The 21,311-nt window shown below is 57.1% G+C and carries 19 protein-coding genes; 4 read left to right on the top strand and 15 right to left on the bottom strand.

Annotation, left to right across the window (positions count from 1 at the left end):
- Positions 1-159: 159 nt before the first annotated feature.
- The 14 genes from AC2T28_RS22695 to AC2T28_RS22630 form a co-directional block, all read right to left on the bottom strand.
- Positions 160-921, bottom strand: coding sequence for a hypothetical protein (locus tag AC2T28_RS22695; RefSeq protein WP_486750888.1), 762 nt, complete (start codon positions 919-921; stop codon positions 160-162).
- A complete protein-coding gene (locus tag AC2T28_RS22690) occupies positions 921-1,304 on the bottom strand; it encodes a hypothetical protein (protein ID WP_486750887.1) in 384 nt (127 codons plus the stop codon). Before AC2T28_RS22690 ends, AC2T28_RS22695 begins: the two co-directional genes overlap by 1 nt.
- A 42-nt stretch (positions 1,305-1,346) precedes the next feature.
- Positions 1,347-2,306, bottom strand: coding sequence for a dynamin family protein (locus tag AC2T28_RS22685; protein WP_486750886.1), 960 nt, complete (start codon positions 2,304-2,306; stop codon positions 1,347-1,349).
- A complete protein-coding gene (locus AC2T28_RS22680; protein ID WP_486750885.1) occupies positions 2,303-4,366 on the bottom strand; it encodes a dynamin family protein in 2,064 nt (687 codons plus the stop codon). Before AC2T28_RS22680 ends, AC2T28_RS22685 begins: the two co-directional genes overlap by 4 nt.
- A gap of 45 nt (positions 4,367-4,411) precedes the next feature.
- Complete coding sequence (locus AC2T28_RS22675) at positions 4,412-5,650, bottom strand: hypothetical protein (RefSeq protein ID WP_486750884.1); 1,239 nt, start codon at positions 5,648-5,650, stop codon at positions 4,412-4,414.
- Positions 5,647-6,588, bottom strand: coding sequence for a PP2C family protein-serine/threonine phosphatase (locus tag AC2T28_RS22670; RefSeq protein WP_486750883.1), 942 nt, complete (start codon positions 6,586-6,588; stop codon positions 5,647-5,649). Before AC2T28_RS22670 ends, AC2T28_RS22675 begins: the two co-directional genes overlap by 4 nt.
- Positions 6,578-7,804 carry an FHA domain-containing protein gene (locus AC2T28_RS22665; protein WP_486750882.1) on the bottom strand — a complete coding sequence of 409 codons (1,227 nt, stop codon included), beginning with the start codon at positions 7,802-7,804 and terminating at the stop codon, positions 6,578-6,580. The genes AC2T28_RS22670 and AC2T28_RS22665 overlap by 11 nt, the downstream gene beginning before the upstream one ends.
- An 11-nt stretch (positions 7,805-7,815) precedes the next feature.
- Entirely contained in the window at positions 7,816-9,189 is a 1,374-nt protein-coding gene (locus tag AC2T28_RS22660) for a serine/threonine protein kinase (protein WP_486750881.1), read from the bottom strand.
- A 283-nt stretch (positions 9,190-9,472) separates the two neighbouring features.
- Complete coding sequence (locus tag AC2T28_RS22655) at positions 9,473-10,231, bottom strand: transglutaminase-like domain-containing protein (RefSeq protein WP_486750880.1); 759 nt, start codon at positions 10,229-10,231, stop codon at positions 9,473-9,475.
- Between the two features lie 59 nt (positions 10,232-10,290).
- Positions 10,291-11,226 (bottom strand): hypothetical protein, encoded by a 936-nt coding sequence (locus AC2T28_RS22650; RefSeq protein ID WP_486750879.1) that lies wholly within the window; start codon positions 11,224-11,226, stop codon positions 10,291-10,293.
- 6 nt (positions 11,227-11,232) lie between these two features.
- Complete coding sequence (locus AC2T28_RS22645) at positions 11,233-12,546, bottom strand: TRAP transporter large permease (RefSeq protein ID WP_486750878.1); 1,314 nt, start codon at positions 12,544-12,546, stop codon at positions 11,233-11,235.
- The gene (locus AC2T28_RS22640) at positions 12,543-13,256 is read right to left on the bottom strand and encodes a TRAP transporter small permease (protein WP_486750877.1); all 714 of its coding nucleotides are present in this window, start codon (positions 13,254-13,256) and stop codon (positions 12,543-12,545) included. Before AC2T28_RS22640 ends, AC2T28_RS22645 begins: the two co-directional genes overlap by 4 nt.
- Positions 13,257-13,329: 73 nt before the next feature.
- Positions 13,330-14,307, bottom strand: coding sequence for a TRAP transporter substrate-binding protein (locus AC2T28_RS22635; RefSeq protein WP_486750876.1), 978 nt, complete (start codon positions 14,305-14,307; stop codon positions 13,330-13,332).
- A gap of 41 nt (positions 14,308-14,348) precedes the next feature.
- Entirely contained in the window at positions 14,349-15,590 is a 1,242-nt protein-coding gene (locus tag AC2T28_RS22630; protein ID WP_486750912.1) for an NAD(P)/FAD-dependent oxidoreductase, read from the bottom strand.
- A gap of 148 nt (positions 15,591-15,738) precedes the next feature.
- On the opposite strand from AC2T28_RS22630, the gene AC2T28_RS22625 reads away from it, so the two are divergent.
- Together AC2T28_RS22625 and AC2T28_RS22620 are read left to right on the top strand one after the other, a co-directional pair.
- The gene (locus AC2T28_RS22625) at positions 15,739-16,638 is read left to right on the top strand and encodes a LysR family transcriptional regulator (protein WP_486750875.1); all 900 of its coding nucleotides are present in this window, start codon (positions 15,739-15,741) and stop codon (positions 16,636-16,638) included.
- A 359-nt stretch (positions 16,639-16,997) separates the two neighbouring features.
- Positions 16,998-17,264 carry a TFIIB-type zinc ribbon-containing protein gene (locus AC2T28_RS22620; protein WP_486750874.1) on the top strand — a complete coding sequence of 89 codons (267 nt, stop codon included), beginning with the start codon at positions 16,998-17,000 and terminating at the stop codon, positions 17,262-17,264.
- 777 nt (positions 17,265-18,041) lie between these two features.
- On the opposite strand, the gene AC2T28_RS22615 is transcribed toward AC2T28_RS22620, so the two are convergent.
- Positions 18,042-19,733 (bottom strand): thiamine pyrophosphate-binding protein, encoded by a 1,692-nt coding sequence (locus tag AC2T28_RS22615; protein WP_486750873.1) that lies wholly within the window; start codon positions 19,731-19,733, stop codon positions 18,042-18,044.
- A gap of 124 nt (positions 19,734-19,857) precedes the next feature.
- Here AC2T28_RS22615 and AC2T28_RS22610 point away from each other — a divergent pair, with 124 nt between their 5' ends.
- Both AC2T28_RS22610 and AC2T28_RS22605 read left to right on the top strand, forming a co-directional pair.
- Entirely contained in the window at positions 19,858-20,550 is a 693-nt protein-coding gene (locus tag AC2T28_RS22610; protein WP_486750872.1) for a GntR family transcriptional regulator, read from the top strand.
- Positions 20,551-20,572: 22 nt separating this feature from the next.
- Positions 20,573-21,307: an aspartate/glutamate racemase family protein gene (locus AC2T28_RS22605; RefSeq protein WP_486750871.1), complete on the top strand. Its 735-nt coding sequence runs from the start codon at positions 20,573-20,575 to the stop codon at positions 21,305-21,307.
- Positions 21,308-21,311 lie beyond the last annotated feature (4 nt).

Below are 21,311 nucleotides of genomic sequence, written 5' to 3'. Positions count from 1 at the left end.
GAAATGTTTGTTCGTATGCAAATGGTAGGGCGGGGCTTTGAACCTTGTCAAATAGAATCCGTGCTTTGACAGGGCCGACCCCTCAAGCGGACAAGCTACGTTCTGAGAGGTAGGGAGGCTGGAACTATGCGCAGGCCTAGCGGCTACACGTGTCACAAGCTAGGCGAATATACCACGCCAGGCCTCAATTTCTGTGGCAAGTAACTCTGTGGGCAAGGCGATTAACAATACCGCGTTGCGATCCCATGCCCGGATGACTTTGATGTCCGATGACAGGGTCAACACCATACAGCCCGGGGTCTGATCAGGCACACGGGGCGTTGCGCCATGGTTGGTTTGGGCAGGTAACAATCCGGCAAGGCGCTGCACTATATCGTCCGGACCTGCGCCCTCGGCTTCGTCCGGTTTGCCTTGGGTGTGTACCCAAGCCAGGGCATCTGCCCCAATTGTTGCAAGGAAACTTTGTAACCTGTTTGTGTCTTGGCGCGTGCTCAACGCATCGGCCAACTGGGCCACCGAACAGCTTTCGGTTTCGATACCCGTTTCGCAGGGCTGGCGGCTAAGATGAAACCGAGCCTGCCCCTGGTTTGCGATGAGTTGGGTCACCCGCTGCGCATAGGTTTGCGCGATAGCGGATTGATCGGCGGTGTCGAGCGGTTTGTGCTGACCATGTGTGGTGCCAAGATCAAGCGACAGCACCCGGCGCTGCGCAACCTTCAATCTGGCCACGGCTTGGTCATCAAAATGCAGTGTCAGCAATCGGGGAAGTATGGTTTCATCAATTTCCCGCAGCAAAACCCGGGCCAAATTTTCAGTCTCGGGCTGGGACGCGACCTGACCAGATAGGCGCAGCAATGCATCTGTCAGCGCAGTGCTGGAACCACTTGTTCCCGTGGTGCTTTTGGCGGCAGAGTGCGACATTACACGGCCCCCGAAAGGTCACTGAGCAGGATCTTGGCCTGAGTGATCAGGTGCTGGGCGTTTTGCTCATTTTGGCAAACGCACAAAATGGCATCGTTGTCAGCCGCGTCGACAGATTTCGGGGAACGCACATAAATACGGGTTTCTTGTGGTGAGATCACAATCACCTCGTCGCCAGCCTGTGGTTCATCCAGCGGGCCCAGCGCATCTTGCAGACCAAACCCCTGTTCGGCTTGTGCGCATAATTGATCGAGATATTCCTGTGGTTGCTGAACCGCAGCGCTGCTGCGCAGCACCAGGCGAGTACCAAGATCCCCAAAGGCAACCAACCTGCACCCCGGTTCCCCAAGGCGCAGGGCATCAAGCCGTTCTGCGATGTTCATTCCAGATCTCCGTAATCAGCGGGCCTGGTAATGAGAGTTTGCCTACTCATCTCGTACGTCCAGTTCGGGTTGTCGTCGCGGTGGGCGCTGGCCGCGTGACTTTGCTCTAACCCGACGCGGCATAACATAAGCCTCGGCATCATCAGCGACCTGTTCGGCTGGCTCGTTTGGCCGGGGGGCGGCCGTCTCGCGGATTTCCTCGATGGCAACAACGTCAGCTTTGGGCTCTTCCGGAGTGGCCCGTGGGGCGGCAGCAGGCGAGTGGGGCTCAGCGACAACAGGTCGGTCTGGTTGCGGGTGGTTCAGCAGGCTTTCAACCATGAACTCGACCAATTTGTCAGCGCCACTTTCATTCCAGGCCTCAACGTCATCCCCGGCAGCCAGCGCCTGGCTCAGGGAAATAGGGAAGATACGGTCAAACATATCACCAGCTTCCTTGGTGATGCGGGCCACCACGCGGGCGCGGTCCCGATCCGATCGCAGCTTGTCGAAATGGGTGATCAGCAGAATGTTGGGGCCGCTCATCTCAGCGGCAATGCTCTCCCATACAGCCGTTTCGGATTGGCGCCAGGCCTGGGTGGAATGGGTGCACCACACCACGCCGTCCACCTCGGGGAGCAGCGATTGCCAAACTTCGGCGGGCATGTTGGGGTCCGAGATGCCGGGCATGTCGATCAGATCACACAGGGTCAACGCATCAGCTGGGAAGTACAGCCGGATCATCGCGGTGTCGTCCATCGGCACATCGGCCAGATCCTCGGGCGCGATGGCAGTCTCGGTTCCGTCTTTAGCGACAACAAAGGCAGCTTCTTCGCCATACGAAATCCACACTGGCGGCAACCGTGTTGCGGTCACACGGGTCGGCAGGATTTCACGGCTTACCAGCAGGTTGGTCAGGGTGCTTTTACCGGCACTGAATTCTCCCATCAGGGCAAGACGTGGCTTGCGCTGTGGCGCGGTCTGCGGGCTTTCGGCGCTGGCCATGGCTGTCTCCTGCGTCATGCTACGTACTTCCTCAATGTTGTCAGGGCCGCTTCGGTGATGGCTTGACGTTCTTGCTCGGACTGACTGGTGAACAGATCCTGCACATCCCCACCGCGCTGGCCATGCGTGGCAATTTCCATCAGGATATCACGCTGATCGTCAAAAAAGGATTGAAGCCGCGTCAGCGTGTTTGTGCGCACGTCGTCGGTTTGCACCTGCTTGAGTTGGTGCATGAAATCCTCGGTCTCGGCGCAGATCAGCTTCTGGAAGCTATTGACAAAGGCCTTGTAGCCGCGCGTGCGTCGCCACCATGAGCTCCACCAGCTGTCATTGAAATCCAGCGCGATGGTCTGACCCAGCGCAACTGGTGAGCCTACAGGTGGTACTTCGGGCACTGAAAGCTGGATGCCCTCGACCGCCGAGCCAAAGCCCGAATAGAGCAGTTGCGCGACTTCCTGCACCGATTGTTCATATTGCTGCAGCGCCATTGCCTGTACGCGGGTTGCCATCACTGAATAACCACTGCGCAGCAGCAGGCGCAGGCCCGCCGGGTCATATTCCCAATGGCAATCTTCGCCCCAGCGTTCCAGATGTTCGACCAGCGAATGGGTGGCGCGACTGACAAAGGTGTCATGCGCCCGATCGGCCCGGTCTTGGTAGTTTTGGAAAATACCGTCCAGCCCGCCTTCAAGGGCTTGCAGGTTCGTGCTGGCAATCTGCTCGAATTGAGTTTTCAGATCATGCATGCTCAGCCCCGAAGCTTTATCCTGACCGTTGATCATCACCGAGTGCGCCGCTTGCTGGCCGGTCACCACTGTCACCGCGGAACTGGCAACACGCGCCAGCAAGGGCTCACCCAGATCCTTGACCACACGGGTCGAGATCGCACAAAGCAGAGCGGGAACACCCGAGAGTTCCCACACCATATCCTGCGGAGATTCATCCTGCTCAGCGGTTTGCAACCGGGTTTCAGCCCATTTCAACAAGGCCTCGGTGCTGGCTTCTTCCATTTCTTCCAGCTCGCCGGTCAACACGCGGCCAGCCCAATAGGCACTGCCAAAGATAATCTCGGCATCCTTGGGGCCGTGGTGTGTTTCCAGTGTCTGGCGGATGCTGGCCTCGATTTCGGGGATCTGTTTTACTGGATCGGCCAGCTCGTCGATCCGGTTCACAAAGATCACAACCTCGCGCGATTTCAGGTTTGAAATCATCCGGATCAAACCCATGTCGACCGAGGTCAGCGCCTGGTTGGCCGACAGAACCACCACACAGATGCGGCTATCACGGATGGCTTGAATGGTCACCTGCTCGCGCATCATAAAGGTGTCGTTGACCCCGGGCGTATCGCGCAAACACAGGGGTACCGGCACCGTTTGGCTGTTCAGGTACAGATCGGCCGAGCGGGTGATATCGGCAAAGCGACCCTGGCTGCCGTCATCGCCGTCTTCCGGCTCCAGATCAAAATCATCACCCAAGCAGATGTAACGTTCGATCAGGTTTTTGTCGAAATACTCATAGTCATGGGTTTGACCCATCAACAGCTCAAACTTGCGGCCCAGCCGCTGACGCGAGCGTTCGCGCATTTGTTCGATTTGGCTCTGGATTTTTTGCAGCTCGCTGTCGGCCCCGGCACGACCCGCCATTTCCCCAATGCGCCCGCCCTTGGTCAGCAGCCGGTCCCATTCGGCTTCGGTCATGAACTGGAACCGGGCGCTGGTGCCCGCACGCGATTGGTTTGGTGTCAGGTGCAGCGAGGTTACAACTGAGGTCCAGGGATTCACATCTGATGGTAGCAAATCAGCCCAGCCTGCCATGGCGTTGACCAGAGAGGTCTTGCCCGATTTTACCTGTCCCAGCATGGTGATGCAGGGCTCAAAGCTGTTCAGCTCTTTCTTTAGTCGCGGTAGGGCACTGGTGGTTTTATCGCCAGACAGGTCAGTCAGCGCATCCAATGCAGCCTGCAGCTCGGCCAACTGGGCGGCAAAGTCATGTAGCGGTTCCATACCGGCATTCAGGTTCGACGGGCGCGCGGCCTCGTGGATGTTGGTCATGCTTTCGATCGGGGTTTGCGCGTTCATACTGGATCGACCGTTTTGAAATTCGACAGGGTAGGGTTCTGGAGATCAGTGTTTGAGGTCATCACCGATCTCCTTTTTGAGCTGCAACAGCAACGTGACCGCATCTATGGCGGCATCTTCACCACGTTCCAGCTGGAACAGCATCATCAGCTCTTCGCCATCCTGCGCGGCATCGAGTGCTGATCGCAGTTCGGGGTTGGGATGCCGTTCCTGCGCCAGCGTATTTGTAAGGGCGCGTACAGCTTCGACACAGCTGTTCAGGACTTGCTCGGAATCGACATCATGCCCCCCATCGCTTTCGGCCAGCATTTGCTTGGCGCGATCTTGCAGCAGTCCCAAGGCGGAGTTCAGCAGGTTGTTGCTTTGCACAGGCGCTGGGGCTGAGGATGGGGCCGCAGGTGTCGCGACTTGAGGCGCAACGGGTTCCACCGTTTCAGAAATGCTGGCAGGAGCTTCGGATTTGGCTGCAAACTGGCGCACCAGCATTTCGGCTTGATCCACATCCGATGCACGCCCCATTTCAATCTGATGCAGCACATCGCCAGCCAATTGCTTGCCGCCGCTGGATTTCCATAGCTCGGCATTCAGCTCCGCACCCGCCGTCTGCGCCTGGATCGCCTGAACTGTGGCCAGCGGATAAACACCCAGAAACTCTTCGGCGGCGACCGGTTCCAGCTCACTTAGCAGATCTGAAAGGGTGCCGCGCATGATTTGGCGGTCGGCCATGGTCAGCACCAAAAAACTGTGATCTTTCTTCTCGTCAGGGACTGCAGACCACAGGGCCTGATCCTGAAAGTCAAAGGTCTCACTGCACCACATCACAACATCGGCCTGATTGACCATTTGTTGCAGCAGCGACTGCTTTTGCACGCCAGACCCTGTTAGGGAGACTTCGGTGAAGCTGTGATTCAAGAGCCGCTGATCTGGCAGTTCCTGGCGCACGCGCACTGTACCCTCGGGCACTGCGGTGCCTGCCAAGATACCCGGGCGAGGGAGGACTTGCCCTGTGTTCAACTCAAAAACGGTTTGTTCCTGTTCGCCATAACATAGTTCGATGAGTGGGGTGGTGTCATGGGTCGATACCACAGTGCGGCCCAGCATCATGTCGATGACCGCGGACTTACCGCTGCCCGGCTGCCCAATCACAGCAACCTGAACAGGCTTGGCCAGACGGTGTAGCAGCTGGCTGCCCCACTCGGCATACTCGCTGGGCAGGGCGCCTTGGCCTAGGGCCTGTTCCAGCTCGCCCGCAAGCGGGCTGATGTCTTGCTTCAGTTGGCTCACGCTGTGGTTCCACTTGATATGCGATAGGAAGTGACGCCCTTTACGCGCGAAGCTGAGGCGACAATGGTGATGGTGTTTTTGTCAGGGCGGGTGGCTTTTGGTTTTGGGGCTGCTGTTGCAGCTATCGCCTCACCTGCGCTGGCCTTGTCAAGATCTGCCACCTTGATGACGCAGAAAGAGATATTGTCCTGCTCAGGGTCGCCCAGTTGCTCCAGGTTTTGCATCAAGGCCGCCCCGATCTCGGAACTCGAGCTGCCCTGTTCAGCCGAAATGACCGCCGCGATTTCGCTGTCGTCCAGAAACAACAACCCATCACTGGCAGCGATGATGATGTCACCGTCGCGCAATTCGACCGGCTCCGCGCGGCAATCCACTTGGGCGATGTCATGGCCAGCCAAGACCGAAGTCAGACAAGCCCGGTCTGGGTGATTGTCGGCCTCAGTCTGTTCCAATTGTCCGTCTGCAACCATTTGGTCCAGCTGCGCGGCCAGAGAATGTTCTTGGTTCAGCCGGATCAAATCGTTGTTGCGAAACAGGTACAGCGGCGAATCCCCGACCGAGATCCAGTACAGACGATCATGAAACAAGACAGGGGCCAGCAAGGTAGACCCCATGCCGCTGGTTACGGCGTTCTGTTGGGCATAGTGGCCAACACAGTCATTGGCGGCATGAGCTGCGGCAGAGAGGGCGGCTTGCAGATGCTCTTCAAGTAGCTCGGGCTCACCAGCGCGGAACTTCAGCTCGCTGAACACCTCGGTGACCACGATCTTGCTGGCGATGTCACCTGCAGCGTGGCCGCCCATACCATCGGCCAGAACCGCAAAGCCCAGGCCTGTGCCGTCCATGAAATCGGCGGCAATAGCATCCTCTTGGCGGTCGCGGCGGCCTCGGCTGATCGAGGTTGCAGCATCATATGCAAATTGGGCTTTAGGAAACATGCCCGGTGCCGCTCTGCTCTGCCTCGTTCCAGCCAAAGTCGCCACCGCATAGTGGCACAAAGCGAAGGGTGGTTTCGCCGATGCGGATCAGATCGCCGCTGCCCAGTTCTTCGGTACTCAGCACCGGACGATTATTCAATCGCACCAGATTGGCCTTACCGCCATGACCGATGAAGAAGTTGTTTTGCTCGGCGTCAAAGGCAATGGCGGCATGGTTGCTGCGCGAGATGCTGTTGTCGCCAAAATCCAGCCGTAGGGTCTGGTCTTCACCTCGGCCGATGTTGGTTACGCCACTGTACAGGGTAAAAGTCGCGCCCAGTCCAGGGCCCTTGACCACGGCCAGCCAACCCACCGGGAACTGGGTGTATTCGCTGGCTGTGGTTTCCGTGGTGCGCGCAAAGGGATCGGCCCCAGCGGCCTGACCGGGGTTAAAGCCCAACAGTCGTGTTTTAACACGCCCGGCGCGGCTGGAACCGCGACCCATGGCAGGGGAGGGGACGTCAATGGGCGCTGACGTCTGGGCGGCCGGACTGGGCATGTCCGGCTCCGGGCGGCGCTCCGCCCGTGCAGGGGCTATCGGAGCTTGAGGCTGTGATGGTGCAACAGGGGCAGCTTGTTGCGGTTCGGGTGCGGGCTGCAGAGCAGGGGCTGGGCGTATGTCATCCAGTGGATTGGAAGGCTCTGCGTGATCCTGCGATGCAGCCAATTCGGCCTGTTTCTGTGAACGGCGGAACAGTTTGTAGGGGCGGTCGGTTGGTGCCTCATTTGCCGTGACTTCGGGCTCGGCAAGCTGGCCAAGATCGATATCCTGCGGGGCCTCATGGGCAGGCTCAGCATAATCCGTATCGGCGCCTTCATCCTCGTGTGCCTCTTCAAAGAACGATGCAACAGCCTGGCTAACCGCGCTGTCTTCAAACACGTCAGTTTCGGGTTCCACGCTGTCGGCTGGCCCGTGGTCCCAATCCTTTAGGAGATCAAGAGAGGATGGTGCCTCGGCCTGAATGGCGGGGGTATCGGGTTCCGCGCGAAAGATATTATCTTCGGCAGCGTCAGGGACGACGAATTCGTCACCAAGTTGCAATGCATCTGGCTGAGGCTCGGATTGATTCAGAACCGCCGCCATAACATCACTCTCAGCCTGTTCAGCAGGAGCCTGTGGCTGGCCCGCATGAACCTGTTCTTGTTTGTCGGCGATGATGTCTCGGATAAATTTCATGATCGTTCCTTTTAACGCTGAGAGGCCGACGAGTTGTCAGATGTATGAGGCTTGCCGCCAAAGATCCGCCGCAGCGGAGCGGGGACGAGTTTGCTGATAAAACCGCCCGAGGCGGGGGCAGCGGCAGTTTGTTCGTTGTGAACGTCCGAAGGGGATGCGCGTTTGGCGGCGGCGCGTTTGGCCTTGGCAAAACGGTCCTGTTCTTTGAGCCAGGCATCGACATTGCTGACGGGCTCGCCAAAAATGTCGACCAGATGCTGAGGTTCTTTCTTAGGCTTGGAAACAGGCAACAGCGCCTTGCGTTTAACGGGTTCTGCCGATTTTGGTTGCGCGGGAACCAGCCCGTCGTTGGTGTCCTCGATCAACGAAGAGAGCATCTTTTCCAAGTCGTCATCAATCGATACGGATTTTTCGGGTTGGCTTGGCTCTTCCGCGATTTCGACGGGCTCGGCCGGGGTGGTTTCGCATTGATCAATTTCCAAGGCGTCCAGCCACTCGTCAGCCGATTGAAAACGGACCCCGGGCAGAACCGACAGTGCCTTGTCGATTGTGGCAAGCAGGCCTTGATCGCTGTGAACATTGGTTCCGGTCAGAAAATGGCAGGGATCGAGATCACCCGCTGACAGAGCTGTTAGCCGTTGCTGACCATTGGGCGGCGCAGCGCCGGTGAGTAGGTAATGAAACGTGGCGGCCAGAGAATAGATATCGCTGGTGGGTTTTTGCGGCAGATCGGGATTGTATAGCTCGTGTGCTGAGTAGCCATCTTTGACCGATAGCACGGGATCAAAGCCTGCGTCACCATCGGGCAAGTCGCCGCTGGCTGCGCCAAAATCAATCAGCGTTAGTGCCCCATCGTCGCCAATGATGAAGTTGTCCGGTGAGATGTCGCGGTGCAGGATGCCAAGCCCGTGCAGGAACGACAGGGTCTCAAGTGCCTGTGCCAGTGTGTCCTTGAGCGACAGGGATTTTAGGACCTCGGGGTGATCCTCGTAGAGGGTGACAAGGTCGTGCCCCTCGACAAACTCCATCGCGATATAGGCGGTGTTGTTTTCCTTGAAAACCTGATGAATGCCGACAACTCCGGGACGCACAGCGCGGGCCAGCCACTGGGCCTCGCGCAGGAAATTGCGCAGCACGATTTTATACTGCTCGGCGCAGTCTTGCGAAATAGGGTGCAGGTTTCCCTCGGCGCGGAAACAGATATCGACGGGGAAACACTCTTTGATCACAACTCGACGGTTCAGGCTGTCACGTGCCAGATAGGTAATGCCAAAGCCACCGCTGCTCAGGGCGCTTTCGATGGTGTACTGACCATGTAGCAGTTCAAATCCGCACTCCAGCTCGTCTGGCTGTTGTTGGTTTTGCGCCAATTGATTGTGATGCACAGTCGTGGCCCCCTTGTGACAACTGAACGTCTTGCACGGCGGCAAGATCTTGTTCCGTTAAGGTGCGCGGGAAATGTGCCGGGATCGTGTCAGGTCTTTGGCAAATGGGGCAAACCTGCCCAATTGTTGCCGTAATTCACCCGAGGGTCTTGGAATTAAGACATTTCTGAATGCCTAAGAAACTAGCTAAAAATTGTGTTATATCAGAGGTCTGGGCTAGTAAGGTTAACAATATGTTGCCGGGCCACCCGCAGGTGCTGCAGATGGCCAAGCCCACGACCCGTCAGTCCAGCGCAGACTTAGGCAAGGAATAGCGGCGGCCCTGTCGTATCCGCTGCACGCGGGCGTTCATCCAGTGCCGCAATATGTTGCGGAATATGAAGCCGCGCAGACCGGTCAGCTCTTGTGGGTGTTTGCCAAAGAAGGCGTCTGGGGTGTCGAACAGGCCAAAGTCCTGATTGATGCCGGTTTGCTGAATATAGGTGTCGGCCCCGGTCCAGTTGACCTCGGGCTGTTGCAAGGTGTCCGTGCCTGCTCCAAAGGCACAGAGGCTGTTGCGGTCCGGGAATTGTTTCTGCAATGCCGTCAGCACAGCGTCATCCAGAATGAAGCCTTCCAGCTTGACCCAGCGATTGTCAAACCAGACCTCAACCCAGCTGTGAACGATGTTGCTGGGGGTAATGGGGTAGGCCAGCTCGGGCACCACGCCCCGTTGCAGCGATTTGGTGATGGTAAAACCATGCATCCGGCAAGGCAGGCCCAGCGCCCGCAGCAGCGCCATCAACAGCACGCTTTTGGTGTTGCACTGGCCATAGCCATCACTCAGAACCTTTGAAGCCTTAGTGGTGTCGGCCAGGTTATAACCAAAGCGGATCTCGTTACGGACAAAATCATGCAGGGCGCCGATCTGATCAAAGGCGGATAGGTCGCGCCAGCCACGATCCCGGATCAGGGATTGTATGGCTGGGGTCTCATAGTCCAGCAGCGGTGTTGGTGTGGTCAGCTCGGCAAAGGATTCTGCGGCGGCGGCGGTATTGGGCATTGGTTTCGACTCACTTGATCTTGGATGAGTCTTATATGCGACCTCTAGTCACTAGAGCTTCAAGAGGTGTTTTGAACTTTTCTGTAGAGCCTGCGCATGAGCACTGCCGTGAGGTACATGGGCACCTGATAACAGCCGAGAAAGATCAAAAGGGGATCGGTGGTACTGGCGGGCAAGGCGATCAAGAATAGGGCAAAGTTGCGGTTGCCTGAAACTACAGCCAGCGGCACAGCCTCGGTGTGGTGGCCGCGAAAACTCAGCCAGCGATAGGTCGCATATTGCAGGCCCAGATTGGCGACCATCACTACGATCAGCCATTGCAGAACCAGCAGCGGGTCCTGGGTCAGTGCGGGGCCGAGGGCTGACATCAAACCGACGACGATTACCGCGAGGGCAATTGTGGTTAGCCCATCCAACGCGATGGCTTTTTCCTGTTTCAGTGTCGGAGCCAACCAATGACGCAATAAAAACGCGGCGATGACTGTCACACCGATGGCGCCAATCAGGCGTAGCGCGGCAATCATGACATCGCGGAAGTCTCCTAGCCCGGGCGACAGCATGAATATAGGGATCACCGTGATTGGCATCAGGGCGGTGCCAAGGATCAGAATGCGAAAGGCTGGCTCTGGTGCATGGCCGAGCAATTGGGTGATGTTTGGGCTGCCGGTGACCGATGGTGCGCTGAGCATCAAGATGATGGCGATTGCGACAGGTGTGTTGGCGATGCCCAAGGCTGCAAACACAGCAAGAGCGACCAGTGGCAGTGCCAATTGCAGGACTAACGTTGCCTTGAGAGTTGTTATCCCGTCAGCCAAGCCACCAAGCGCTGCCTTGGCGCCGATACGAAAGGCGGTCAGGAAAAGCAGACCTGCGATCATCTGAGGCAGCCAGGGGCGCAGAAACTGCGCGACACCGGGGAGGGCCAGGCCAGCCAGCAATCCCAACACAAGTGCGACCCGCCCATGTCGGGCGACAAGGGCGAGCGCGTTTAGCATTATCCGTTAGCCGCTAGGTCGTGTGCGGATGTTTTCGGGTAACCAGGTCGCAAGTTCCGGAAAGGCCACCAGAATGATCACCATCAGCAGCATCAGCCCCACCATCGGAATGGCGGTCTTTGAGATGTAGGAGATCTCGTGCCGGGTCATGCCTTGCAGCACAAACAGGTTAAACCCGATCGGCGGTGTGACCTGCGCCATTTCGACCACCACCACGATGAAGATACCAAACCAGATCGGATCGATACCGGCCTGACGGATCATCGGCTCGATGATGGCCATGGTCAGCACAACGGATGAAATCCCATCCAGGAACATGCCAAGGAAGACATAGAAAATGGTCAGCGCCACGATCAGCGACAGTGGTGACAGGTTCAGCGTGTCGATCCAATCGGCCAATGCGCGCGGCAATCCGGTGAACCCCATCGACAGCGACAAGAAGAACGCGCCCATCAGGATCAAGGAGATCATCGCCGAGGTGCGGGTTGCCCCCATCAGCGATTGAGCGAAGGTGTTCCAGCTCAGTGAACCCTGGAAAAAGGCCAGTGTCAGAGAGCCCAACACACCCACGGCTGCGGCCTCGGTTGCGGTGGCAAAGCCAAGATACATCGACCCGATCACCACCGAAACCAACATCAGCACCGGCGCCAAGAAGCGGCTTTCGGCCAGCATAGTGCGGAAACTCATCGGAGGTTCCGGGTCAGGCCGGGGGCCCTTGGCAAAGAAGTGCCAGCCCATGATGTAAAGCGTGAACAGGCCGGCCAGCACTAGGCCGGGGAAAATGCCCGCCATGAACAGCTTGGTGATGCTTTCATTTATGGTGACGCCATAAACGATCAACGTCAGCGAGGGCGGGATCATCAGGCCAAGGGTGGCCGCACCAGCCAAGGTGCCGATGATCATGTATTCCGGGTAGCCCCGTTTACGCAACTCCGGGATCGACATCTTGCCGACGGTGGTCAGTGTAGCAGCGGACGAACCGGATACAGCAGCAAAGATGGTGCAGCCGGCGATGTTGGTGTGCAGCAGCCCACCCGGCAGCCAGCGCATCCATGGGGCCAGACCGCGGAACATGTCTTCGGATAATCGGGTTCGATACAGGATCTCTCCCATCCAGATGAACAGGGGCAGGGCGGTCAGGGTCCAGCTAGACGAGCCGGTCCAGATGGTGGTGATCATCGCGTCACCGGCAGGGCGGGTGGTGAACAGCTCCATCCCAACCCAGGCCACGCCCATCAGCGCCAGGCCAATCCAGACCGAGCTGCCAAGAAGGGTGAACAGGACAAAGAGGAAAATAATGGTGGCATAGAGCTCGTTCATTCGACCGCCTCCGAAATGATGCTGGTTTCGCGGTTGACTAAGAGGCGGGTGAGGTAATCCCAGATGGCGACGGCCAGCAGGACTGTTCCAATCGACATTGGTAATTGCGGCAACCAGACCGGTGTGTAGACCCAATCAGATCCGGTTTCGGCCCAGATCTGCCCCCACTTTGTTGGGGAGTTGGCGAACATGGCAAAGACCGACAGCAACCACTCGGGCACAAAGTCAGTCCCCTGGGTGCGGTCGTTCAGCATTTCAGACATAATGTTTGTCTTGATGGCATAACGGGCGAAATAGGTGGCGGTGACCGCGGCAATCCACATGGCCAAGGCGTCGAGCCAGAAGCCCAGGAACTTGTTCATATTCAAAAAGATCGACACCCGGATATGGGCCCCGCGTGTCAGCGCATGGGCCAGCGCAAAGAACGAGGTCGCAGCCATGGCATATCCGGCATATTCAGTTGCGCCGGGAAAGGTCAGATTACTCCAGCGCATGACCATCTGCGCAACGATCAGCAGCAGGATCGTGACCATAAAGCACGAGGCGACGACGCCAGACCCCAGATAAAATCGATCCAGTATCCGCCAGATCGGACGCAAAATACGTTCGGCAAGCCCTGGGTTGGTCAGACAAAACACCGCCAAAATGGTTGGAAAAATAAACAGCCAGACCCATAACGGCAGGCCCAGAAAAGGTTGCCAGTCGCGCAAAACCCTATCCCCCGGTCAGATATGACACGACCCCACACTGGAATGCGCGGGGTCGTGAGATTAATGTGTGAATTTAGTTGGCGTTATAGGCGTCCAAAATGGCCTGACCGTCAGCCCCGGTGTCTTTCAGCCAGTCAGCCTGCATCGCGGCACCAATCGCCTGAAGCTCTTTCAGGAACTCAGGACCAGCGTCGGCAACTTGCATGCCATTGGCTTCGAGTTGTTCGAAGTACCAACCTGCCAGTTCCTCGGATTTGGCGGCGCAGGCAGCACCGGTTTCGTCCGCTGCTTTTTGCAGTCCGGCCTGGGCGTCGGCACTCAGACCATCCCACACGCCCTTGTTGACCATCACATAGTTGCGCGGCAGCCAAGCGTTGACCTTGTAGTAATGCGACAGGTGCTCCCAGACCTTACGGTCATAACCGGTGGAGCCAGACGAGATAAACGCCTCGGCAACGCCAGTGGCCAGCGCCTGGCTCAGCTCAGCTGCTTCGACCTGTACCGGAACCATACCGAGGTGCTCAGCAAAGGTGGCGGTGGCGGTGTTGTACGAGCGGAACTTTACGCCCTGTGTGTCCTCGGACGAGCTGACTTCTTTGTTGAAGTAGAAGCCCTGGCCCGGCCATGGGCAGGTGTACAGCGCAACCAAGTTCAGGTCGGACAGTTGTGCATTCACCTTGTCTTTGGCGATGCCCCACAGCTTGTCATTGTCAGCATAGGTGGTGGCAACAAACGGCAGGTTGTCCCAGCCCAGCAGCGGAACTTCGTTGGCGTGGGCGGCCATGAAGCGCTCACCAATTGGCACCTGACCAGTTTGGATCGCACGTTTGATTTCACCGCCTTTGAAAAGCGAACCACCGGGGTGCACTGTGATATCAATTTCGCCGCCGGTATAGTCACGCACCTTGTCGGCAAAAACCACGCCCATTTCAGAATGGAAGTTGGTTGCCGAATAGGCCATGGGCATGTCCCACTTTTCAGCCATCGCAGCCGAGGCACTAAGGGCGACGGCCGAGACTGTAATCGCGGCTTTCATAGTGTAGGTTTTCATCATTATTTCTCCCTGATTATTGTTTGGTATTTATTGGCCCGTTAGCCGAATCTTTGTGGGGCGTAGGGCGTCATATCTATGTTGTTTCGCTGGCCGCTGATCATATCTGCGATCATCCGGCCGGTCTTGGGGCCGCCTGTCAGCCCGATGTGGTGGTGGCCAAAACCCGCATAGACGCCGCTGCTGCCGACCTCGCCAATCAATGGCAGGCTGTCTGACGGCGCGGGTCTAAAGCCCAACCACTCTTCTTCGCTATCGGCGGTCATCTGCGGAAATACCTCGGCAACCTTTTTACGCAACAGCTTGAGCGGTGCCTTGGAGGGGGTGTCATCCAACCCGCCAAATTCAACCACACCCGCACACCTTAGCCCCTGATCCATTGGTGTAGCAACGAATTTTCCAGAGGTCAGCATCATCGGATTGTTGGGGGTCTGGGAAGGGTTCTTGAACAGCACATGGTAACCGCGCTCGGCTTCAAGTGGGACATTGATGCCCAGTTTCTGCATCAACGGTTTGGACCAGACGCCAGTGGCCAGAACTGCCTGATCGCAATCGAACCGGCCCTGATCGGTGTCTACGGCGCTGATCTTGCCACCGCTCAGATCAAAATCCTTGACTTCGGCCTGCACAAAAGTGCCGCCCATATCGGTTAGTAGTTTGACCAGATCCTGCACATAGTGGCCTGGGTTGTGGATAAACCCGTGGCTTTTGTTGACCGCAAGCAACTTAATCGACTTGGATAGGATAGGTTCCTTGTCTTGTACGTCGGCACCTTCGATCAGCTCGGGGACAAACCCGGCCTCGCGGCGCAGCCCCCAAGTATATGCATCGGCGTCAAAGGCGGCGCGATCTGTATAGGCAAAGTTGTATTCACTTTCCTGCACCCATTTGGCGGCATCGGTGCCCGCGGTCAGGGCCTGATGTTGTTCCAGGCTGTCGCTGACAATCGTCGTCAACCCCTTGGAGATGCGCCGGGTGTCGCCGTCGTTGGCATTGGCCAGATAGCGCACCAACCAAGGCACCAGCTTGGGCAGATAGCCCCAGCGCAGGAACAGCGGGAAATTGGAATCCAGCAGGTATTGCGGACCCTTGGTTATCAGACCCGGCGTGGTGACCGGGGCCACGCCACAGCTCGCCAGAATACAGCCGTTGCCATAAGACGCGCCCATGCCCGGTTTGCCTTTGTCGATCAGTGTGACCTTGTGCCCTGCACGGGTCAGCCAGATGGCAGTTGAGGTGCCGACGATGCCTGCTCCTACGATTACAGTATGTGTTGAGTTCATTGGCAGGGTCCGGTGGTCTTGTTGGGTAAAATATCTGATGCGCAGGGCACGGTTACGTCCATAAGTTTTGTGTACCATGCCCTCGGTCTGGTATCATTTCAAATACGAATTTGTGGCAAGTGCATCATTTAATGTGATACGATAGGGCATGAACCTCAGATTCCGCCAATTGCAGGCCTTTCACGCCATCATTGAAACCGGCACCGTCACCAGTGCCGCTTCGCTGCTGGGGATCTCGCAGCCCGCGATTTCGAACCTGTTGCACCAGCTAGAGCAGCAAACGCAGTTCAAACTGTTCGAACGCATCAAGGGGCGGCTGGTCGCCACGCCCGAGGCAAGCCTGCTGTTCCAGGAAATCGACACCGTGGTGCGCGGCTTTGACCATGTCACCCAGGCGGTGATTGACCTGCAGAATAAGCAGGCCGGGCAGTTGCAGGTGGCCTCACAGCATTCGATGTCTTTTGGGTTCATGCCCAAACTAATCTCGCGCTTTGCCAAAGACCGGCCCGACATGACGATCTCTTTCCAGTCGCAGTATTCCGCCAAGATCCAGGAGTGGGTGATGTCGGGCCTGTTTGAAGTTGGCGTGTGTGAAATGCCAGTGTTGTCCGACGGGTTAGAGGCCTATCCGATCACGGTTGAGACCAAGATTGCACTGCCCGAGGATAGCCCATTGGCGCAACATGACGTGCTGACGCCCGAGCTGCTGGACGGGGTGCCGTTTATTGTGATGGGGCCAGATCACATGACCCACCGCCGCACCCGCGAGGCCTTTCATCTGGCCGGGATACCGCTGAAGACACGGGTGCATTCACATCTGTTCAAGAACCTTCTGAGCTTTGTCAAAGAGGGCATGGGGGTGTCGATCCTGGACCCCTTTGTTTTGGATTTTGACTACGAGGGCGGGTTTGTCAGCCGCCCGTTCCGCCCGACGATATTGATGGAGATGGCGGTGATCACGTCGAAAACCCGGCCGCTGTCGGCTATTGGCCAAGAGTTCTTGGCCCTGCTTAAGGCTGAGCTGGCCCGCTATGAGACACAGCTTTGATCCGGACCAAGGAGAACCTTGCCGGAGAGCGGTGTGTTTTTCGGTTGTCGTATCGTCCCGTGAGGAACCTGGAGTGTTCTGAGTTAAAGAGGACGGCGCCGCCCATGCGGAAGCGGACGGGAATTTCACCCGTGTGATGAAAGCTTACTTCAGCACCCCTTTCTTTACAGGAGCCCTGTCCAAAGTGCCGGGGTGCCAATCCGGCGGGTGTCGCGACAGGGGAGAGAATGGCAAATAGGCGTTAATTCGCCATAAGCTGGGCGTACGCTGGGTGCGCAACGGGGCTTTGGCTTTGGCGATATTGAAACAGCATTGGGGCTCCTTATGTCTGGGCTGTTAAGTTCAAAGGAGAGCAGCTGATGAAATGTCCGGTAGACGGAAACACCCTTGTGATCGCGGAACGGTCTGGCGTCGAAATTGACTATTGCCCGCAGTGCCGCGGAGTGTGGCTAGACCGGGGCGAGCTGGATAAAATCATTGAGCGCGCAGGTGTTGCACCGGCCCCCGCACAGCGGGAGGAACGCCAATACAAAGATCGAAGCTATGATGATCGGACAAATAATGATCACAAGTACAAAAAGAAGAAAAAGATGGGTGGCTTCCTCGAAGACCTGTTCGACTTTTAAGCGGGGCGAGCTGAGCGGTCTCGCCTAGAGGATTGATTTGTCACAAATATTGGGTCAAAGCGCCAAGCGCTTTGCCTCGGGGTGGCGCGTTAACCTTTATTAAGCTCAGGGAAAATATTCCTAAATATTTATATATCTACTGCTCATCAGTAAGTGAGAGAGGCATGGCTATATGAGGCAACTGCGAAAGATCGCGTGTTTTTTGGGTTTTCATCGGTACGAGTTTCAATCCAATCACTGGCCGGTCGCGATGTGCGTTTGCCGCGGTTGTGGGAAAAGCCTGTAGAAGAGAACGATGCGACCGGCTTTGTGAAACATGCATCAATGTCGGTCGGCGTGTAGTTTGGGCCGATCAAATAAGGGTTGGTTCAACCGGGGGCAGCGAACCTGGTAGTGGGCAGTTTGGTGAATTGCCATTATACCTTGAACTTCTTTGGATAATTGTTGGATAGATACGGGCTGCTTTCGACCGAAATTCGGAGACGTTTTGTTGATTTTGGAAATTCTCACCGCCTTGGTCTTGTTCGCCCTATTGCTTTTCGTGGTTTGGGTACTCTTCTGGGCTGTCGGGGATATGGCCAAGGAGAGAGGACACAGTCCCGGGCCATGGTGGGCCTTGTGTTTGGTTTTGAGTCCCTTGTCGGTGATGTTCATCTTATGGCTTTTTGTTCCCGTTAGAGAGCGCAGCTAAGAAGGGCATCTTGGGGGATTTCATGCCCTTCGGGGCCGCGCCCGTTGTCCAGCGAAACTGTCTCCCAGATAGTGTCAGGGGTGTGCTTACCCCATCCACCTCCGTACCGGGGCGTTGCTTTCTTCCAGCGCTTGGCAGACGACGTCGATCAACGTTGGGCCGTCATGGTCAACCGCTTCACGCATAACGCGGTCAAGGTCTTCGGGGTTTTCTACCCGCCAGCTTTTGACCCCATAGGCTGCGGCCACTGCAGCGTGGTCGGTTTGGTTGAAATCAACGTTGTAATAGCGCGCGTCTTTGTCGGCGTATTGGCTGGCCTTGATCCATCCAAAATTGGAGTTGGAAAACACAACCATGGTGATTGGCGCGCGGCAGCGGCAGATGGTTTCCAGCTCTCCCACTGTAAAGCCAAAGGAACCGTCGCCCATCAGTGCCACCACCTTGCTGCTGGGGCGGCCGAACCAAGCGCCCAGAGCGGCGGACATGGAATAGCCAAGCGCACCGTGGGCTCGGTTGGTGATGAAGTATCGACCTGCCTGTGGAAGCTGGTAATAGGCCGAGAAATAGGGGCAGCTGGTGCCTGGGTCGGAGACCACGGTGGCATCGGGGGGCAGTACGTCCATCAGGGTTTTGATCACCCGTTCTGGGCGGATGGGAGCCTCGGTGCTGTTGGCCAATGCATTGAATACATCAAACTTGCGTTGTTTGAGTTCACTGATTTTTGCACTGCCCCCAAAGGCTTCTGTCTTGATCTCTTGTGTATCCAGGATTGTATTCAGCTGTTGCAACGACAGTCTCAGGTCGCCAACCACGCCAACCTCGGTGCGGTAGTTGGCACCGATGACCATTGGGTCATTGTCGAAGTGAACGATGCGGGTGTTGGCCGTTGGGGCCTCCCAACGCGAGGTGGTGGTGGAGCCTGCACGACAGCCCATGAAGACAACCAGATCAGCCGCTTCCATCATTTCCCAGGTCTGGTCAGTGCCGCCGTTAGATCCAACCACGCCGAGACAGTTGGGATGTGTTTCCGCCAGTGACCCCTGACCGGAAATAGAGGTTGCCACAGGTATGTCGAGACGGGTGGCGAGGCGGGACAGTTCCTCCATTGCGCCAGCAATCACCACGCCGCCGCCACAGACAATCAAGGGGTTCTTAGCCGACAGGATCGCGTCCAGCGCGGCCTCGGCAGTGCCGGGTTCAGGACCCTGGGGATAGGCGGGATAGCTTTGGTGTTTCGGGTCGGCCCAGATATCTGTGGGATCCACTTGATCATATTGGATGTCATAGGGCAGGCCTAAGTGGGCTGCACCAGAGCGTCCTGTGGTCATTGCCCGAAACGCTGTACGAACCATACGCGGGATGTGCTGGGCCTGCTTGATCACGGTGTTCCACTTGGTCAGCGGTTGCATCAGCGCGTCTTGATCGACCTCGGTCAGGGGGTATTTGCCATAGGACCCAACCGAGATGTCGGTGGTGATGCCCAGCACCGCATAAGAGCTTTCGGTGGCTTCGATCAGCCCGGGAAGAATATATGTGGCGCCACCACCCGAGGGGCCCTCGGCGACGCCGACTTTACCTGTCACACGAGAGTAACCATCGGCCATATAGGTGGCGCTGCGCTCGTCACGGGTCATCACATGGGTGATACCGTGATCCAGTCGCAGCATGGCATCGTAAAAGGGCAGGGTGGTGTCGCCAGCCAGGCCAAAGACATGTTGCACGTCGTGGGCCTGTAGCATCCGGACCATCGCTTCGGCACCGTTCATTTTTGCAGTCATGGCGTTTCCTTTGCGGGAATCGTGTGTAAAGAAGTGCGTTCAGAATTGTATACAGTTTAGAATGCAGTCTTGCGCTCATGTCAATTCCTGATTAGCTTGCAAATGAAACAGGGTGGTTTGACAGATGACCAAGCAGGAAAGCAATGTAGGCCGGGTGTATGAGGCGCTGCGCCAGATGGCGGCGGATTTTGCCTTTATGCCTGATCAGCGCATCAACGAGAGTGAATTGTCAAAACAGTTGGGGGCCAGTCGAACCCCATTGCGAGAGGCGCTAAACCGGTTGGTGGCCGAGGGGTTCCTGACCTTTCAGAACAACCGCGGCTTTTTCTGCCGGTCGCTAACACCAAGTTATATCCTTGATTTGTACGAGGCCCGCGTTGGCGTTGAGTGCGAGGCGCTGCGCCTGGCGTGCCGGCGAGCAACTGACGAAGAGATCGCGGTCTTGTCTGATTATCTGGAGAAGACCGAGCCAGACTATGACAGCTGCACCGAACCAACAGAACAGCTGGCGATGGATGAAGAGTTCCATATGCGGCTTGTGCGGCTATCGGGAAATGGCGAGTTGGAACGTGTGCTGCGCAGTTTGAACGATCGTATACGATACATTAGGTTGATTGATCTGAAGCGGATGCGGGGCAACGCCAAGGCGCGTGTGCCCGGAGAGCTGTCAGTTCACAGTCGGATTTTGTTGGGGCTAGCCGGGCGCGATGCCGAAGCTGCCGAAGCCGCGCTGCGCGGCCATATCGAAAAGCGACGCGAAGCAGCAACCGAAGCGGTGCAAATCGCATTTTCGCAGCTGTACGTGCCGCAGGACTAATTCTCACTTGGAAGGCTAGACAATGGAACGAGGTGGCAAGACGGTCTACGGGGCCACGGTTGGCATTCTGATGCTGGAAACCCGGTTTCCCCGGATCTACGGTGACATGGGCAATGCCATGACATGGGATTTCCCGGTGCAATACCGGGTTGTTTCCGGAGCGACACCGGAAGCCATTGTACGCAACAATCCAACCGAACTGGTTGATAGGTTCATCGATGCGGGGCGTGATCTTGTGCGGTCCGGTTGTGATGGGATCACCACCAATTGCGGGTTTCTGTCGCTGATACAGGATGACATCAAAGCGGCGCTCGGCGTGCCAGTGGCAACGTCGTCATTGATGCAGGTGCCTATGGTTGAGGCGCTGTTGCCTGCTGGTAAGCGGTGTGGGGTCATAACCATATCCAAGTCATCATTGACCAAAGACCATCTGGCGGCGGCAGGCGCACCGGTTGATACGCCGGTCATTGGCACCGATGGGGGACGTTGTTTGACCTCCAGTATTCTTGGCGACCAATTGGAGATCGATTTTGAGGGCTGCCGACAGGATATGGTCGATGCAGGGCTGGAGATGGTGCAAAGCTATTCGGGTGTTGGGGCAATCGTGTTGGAATGCACCAACATGGTGCCCTATGCCCGCGACATCCGCAAAGTGACGGGTTTGCCGGTGTTTTCGATCTACAGTTTTGTCAACTGGTTCCAGTCCGGCCTCTTGCCGCGCGGGTTCCCGTTAGAGCTGGACGACCCGCGCTGGTAGTGCG

This window comes from Parasedimentitalea nitratireducens (assembly GCF_057444295.1).
The sequence above is the reverse complement of the archived record's forward strand: the minus strand, read 5'-3'. Positions and strand labels throughout refer to the sequence as shown.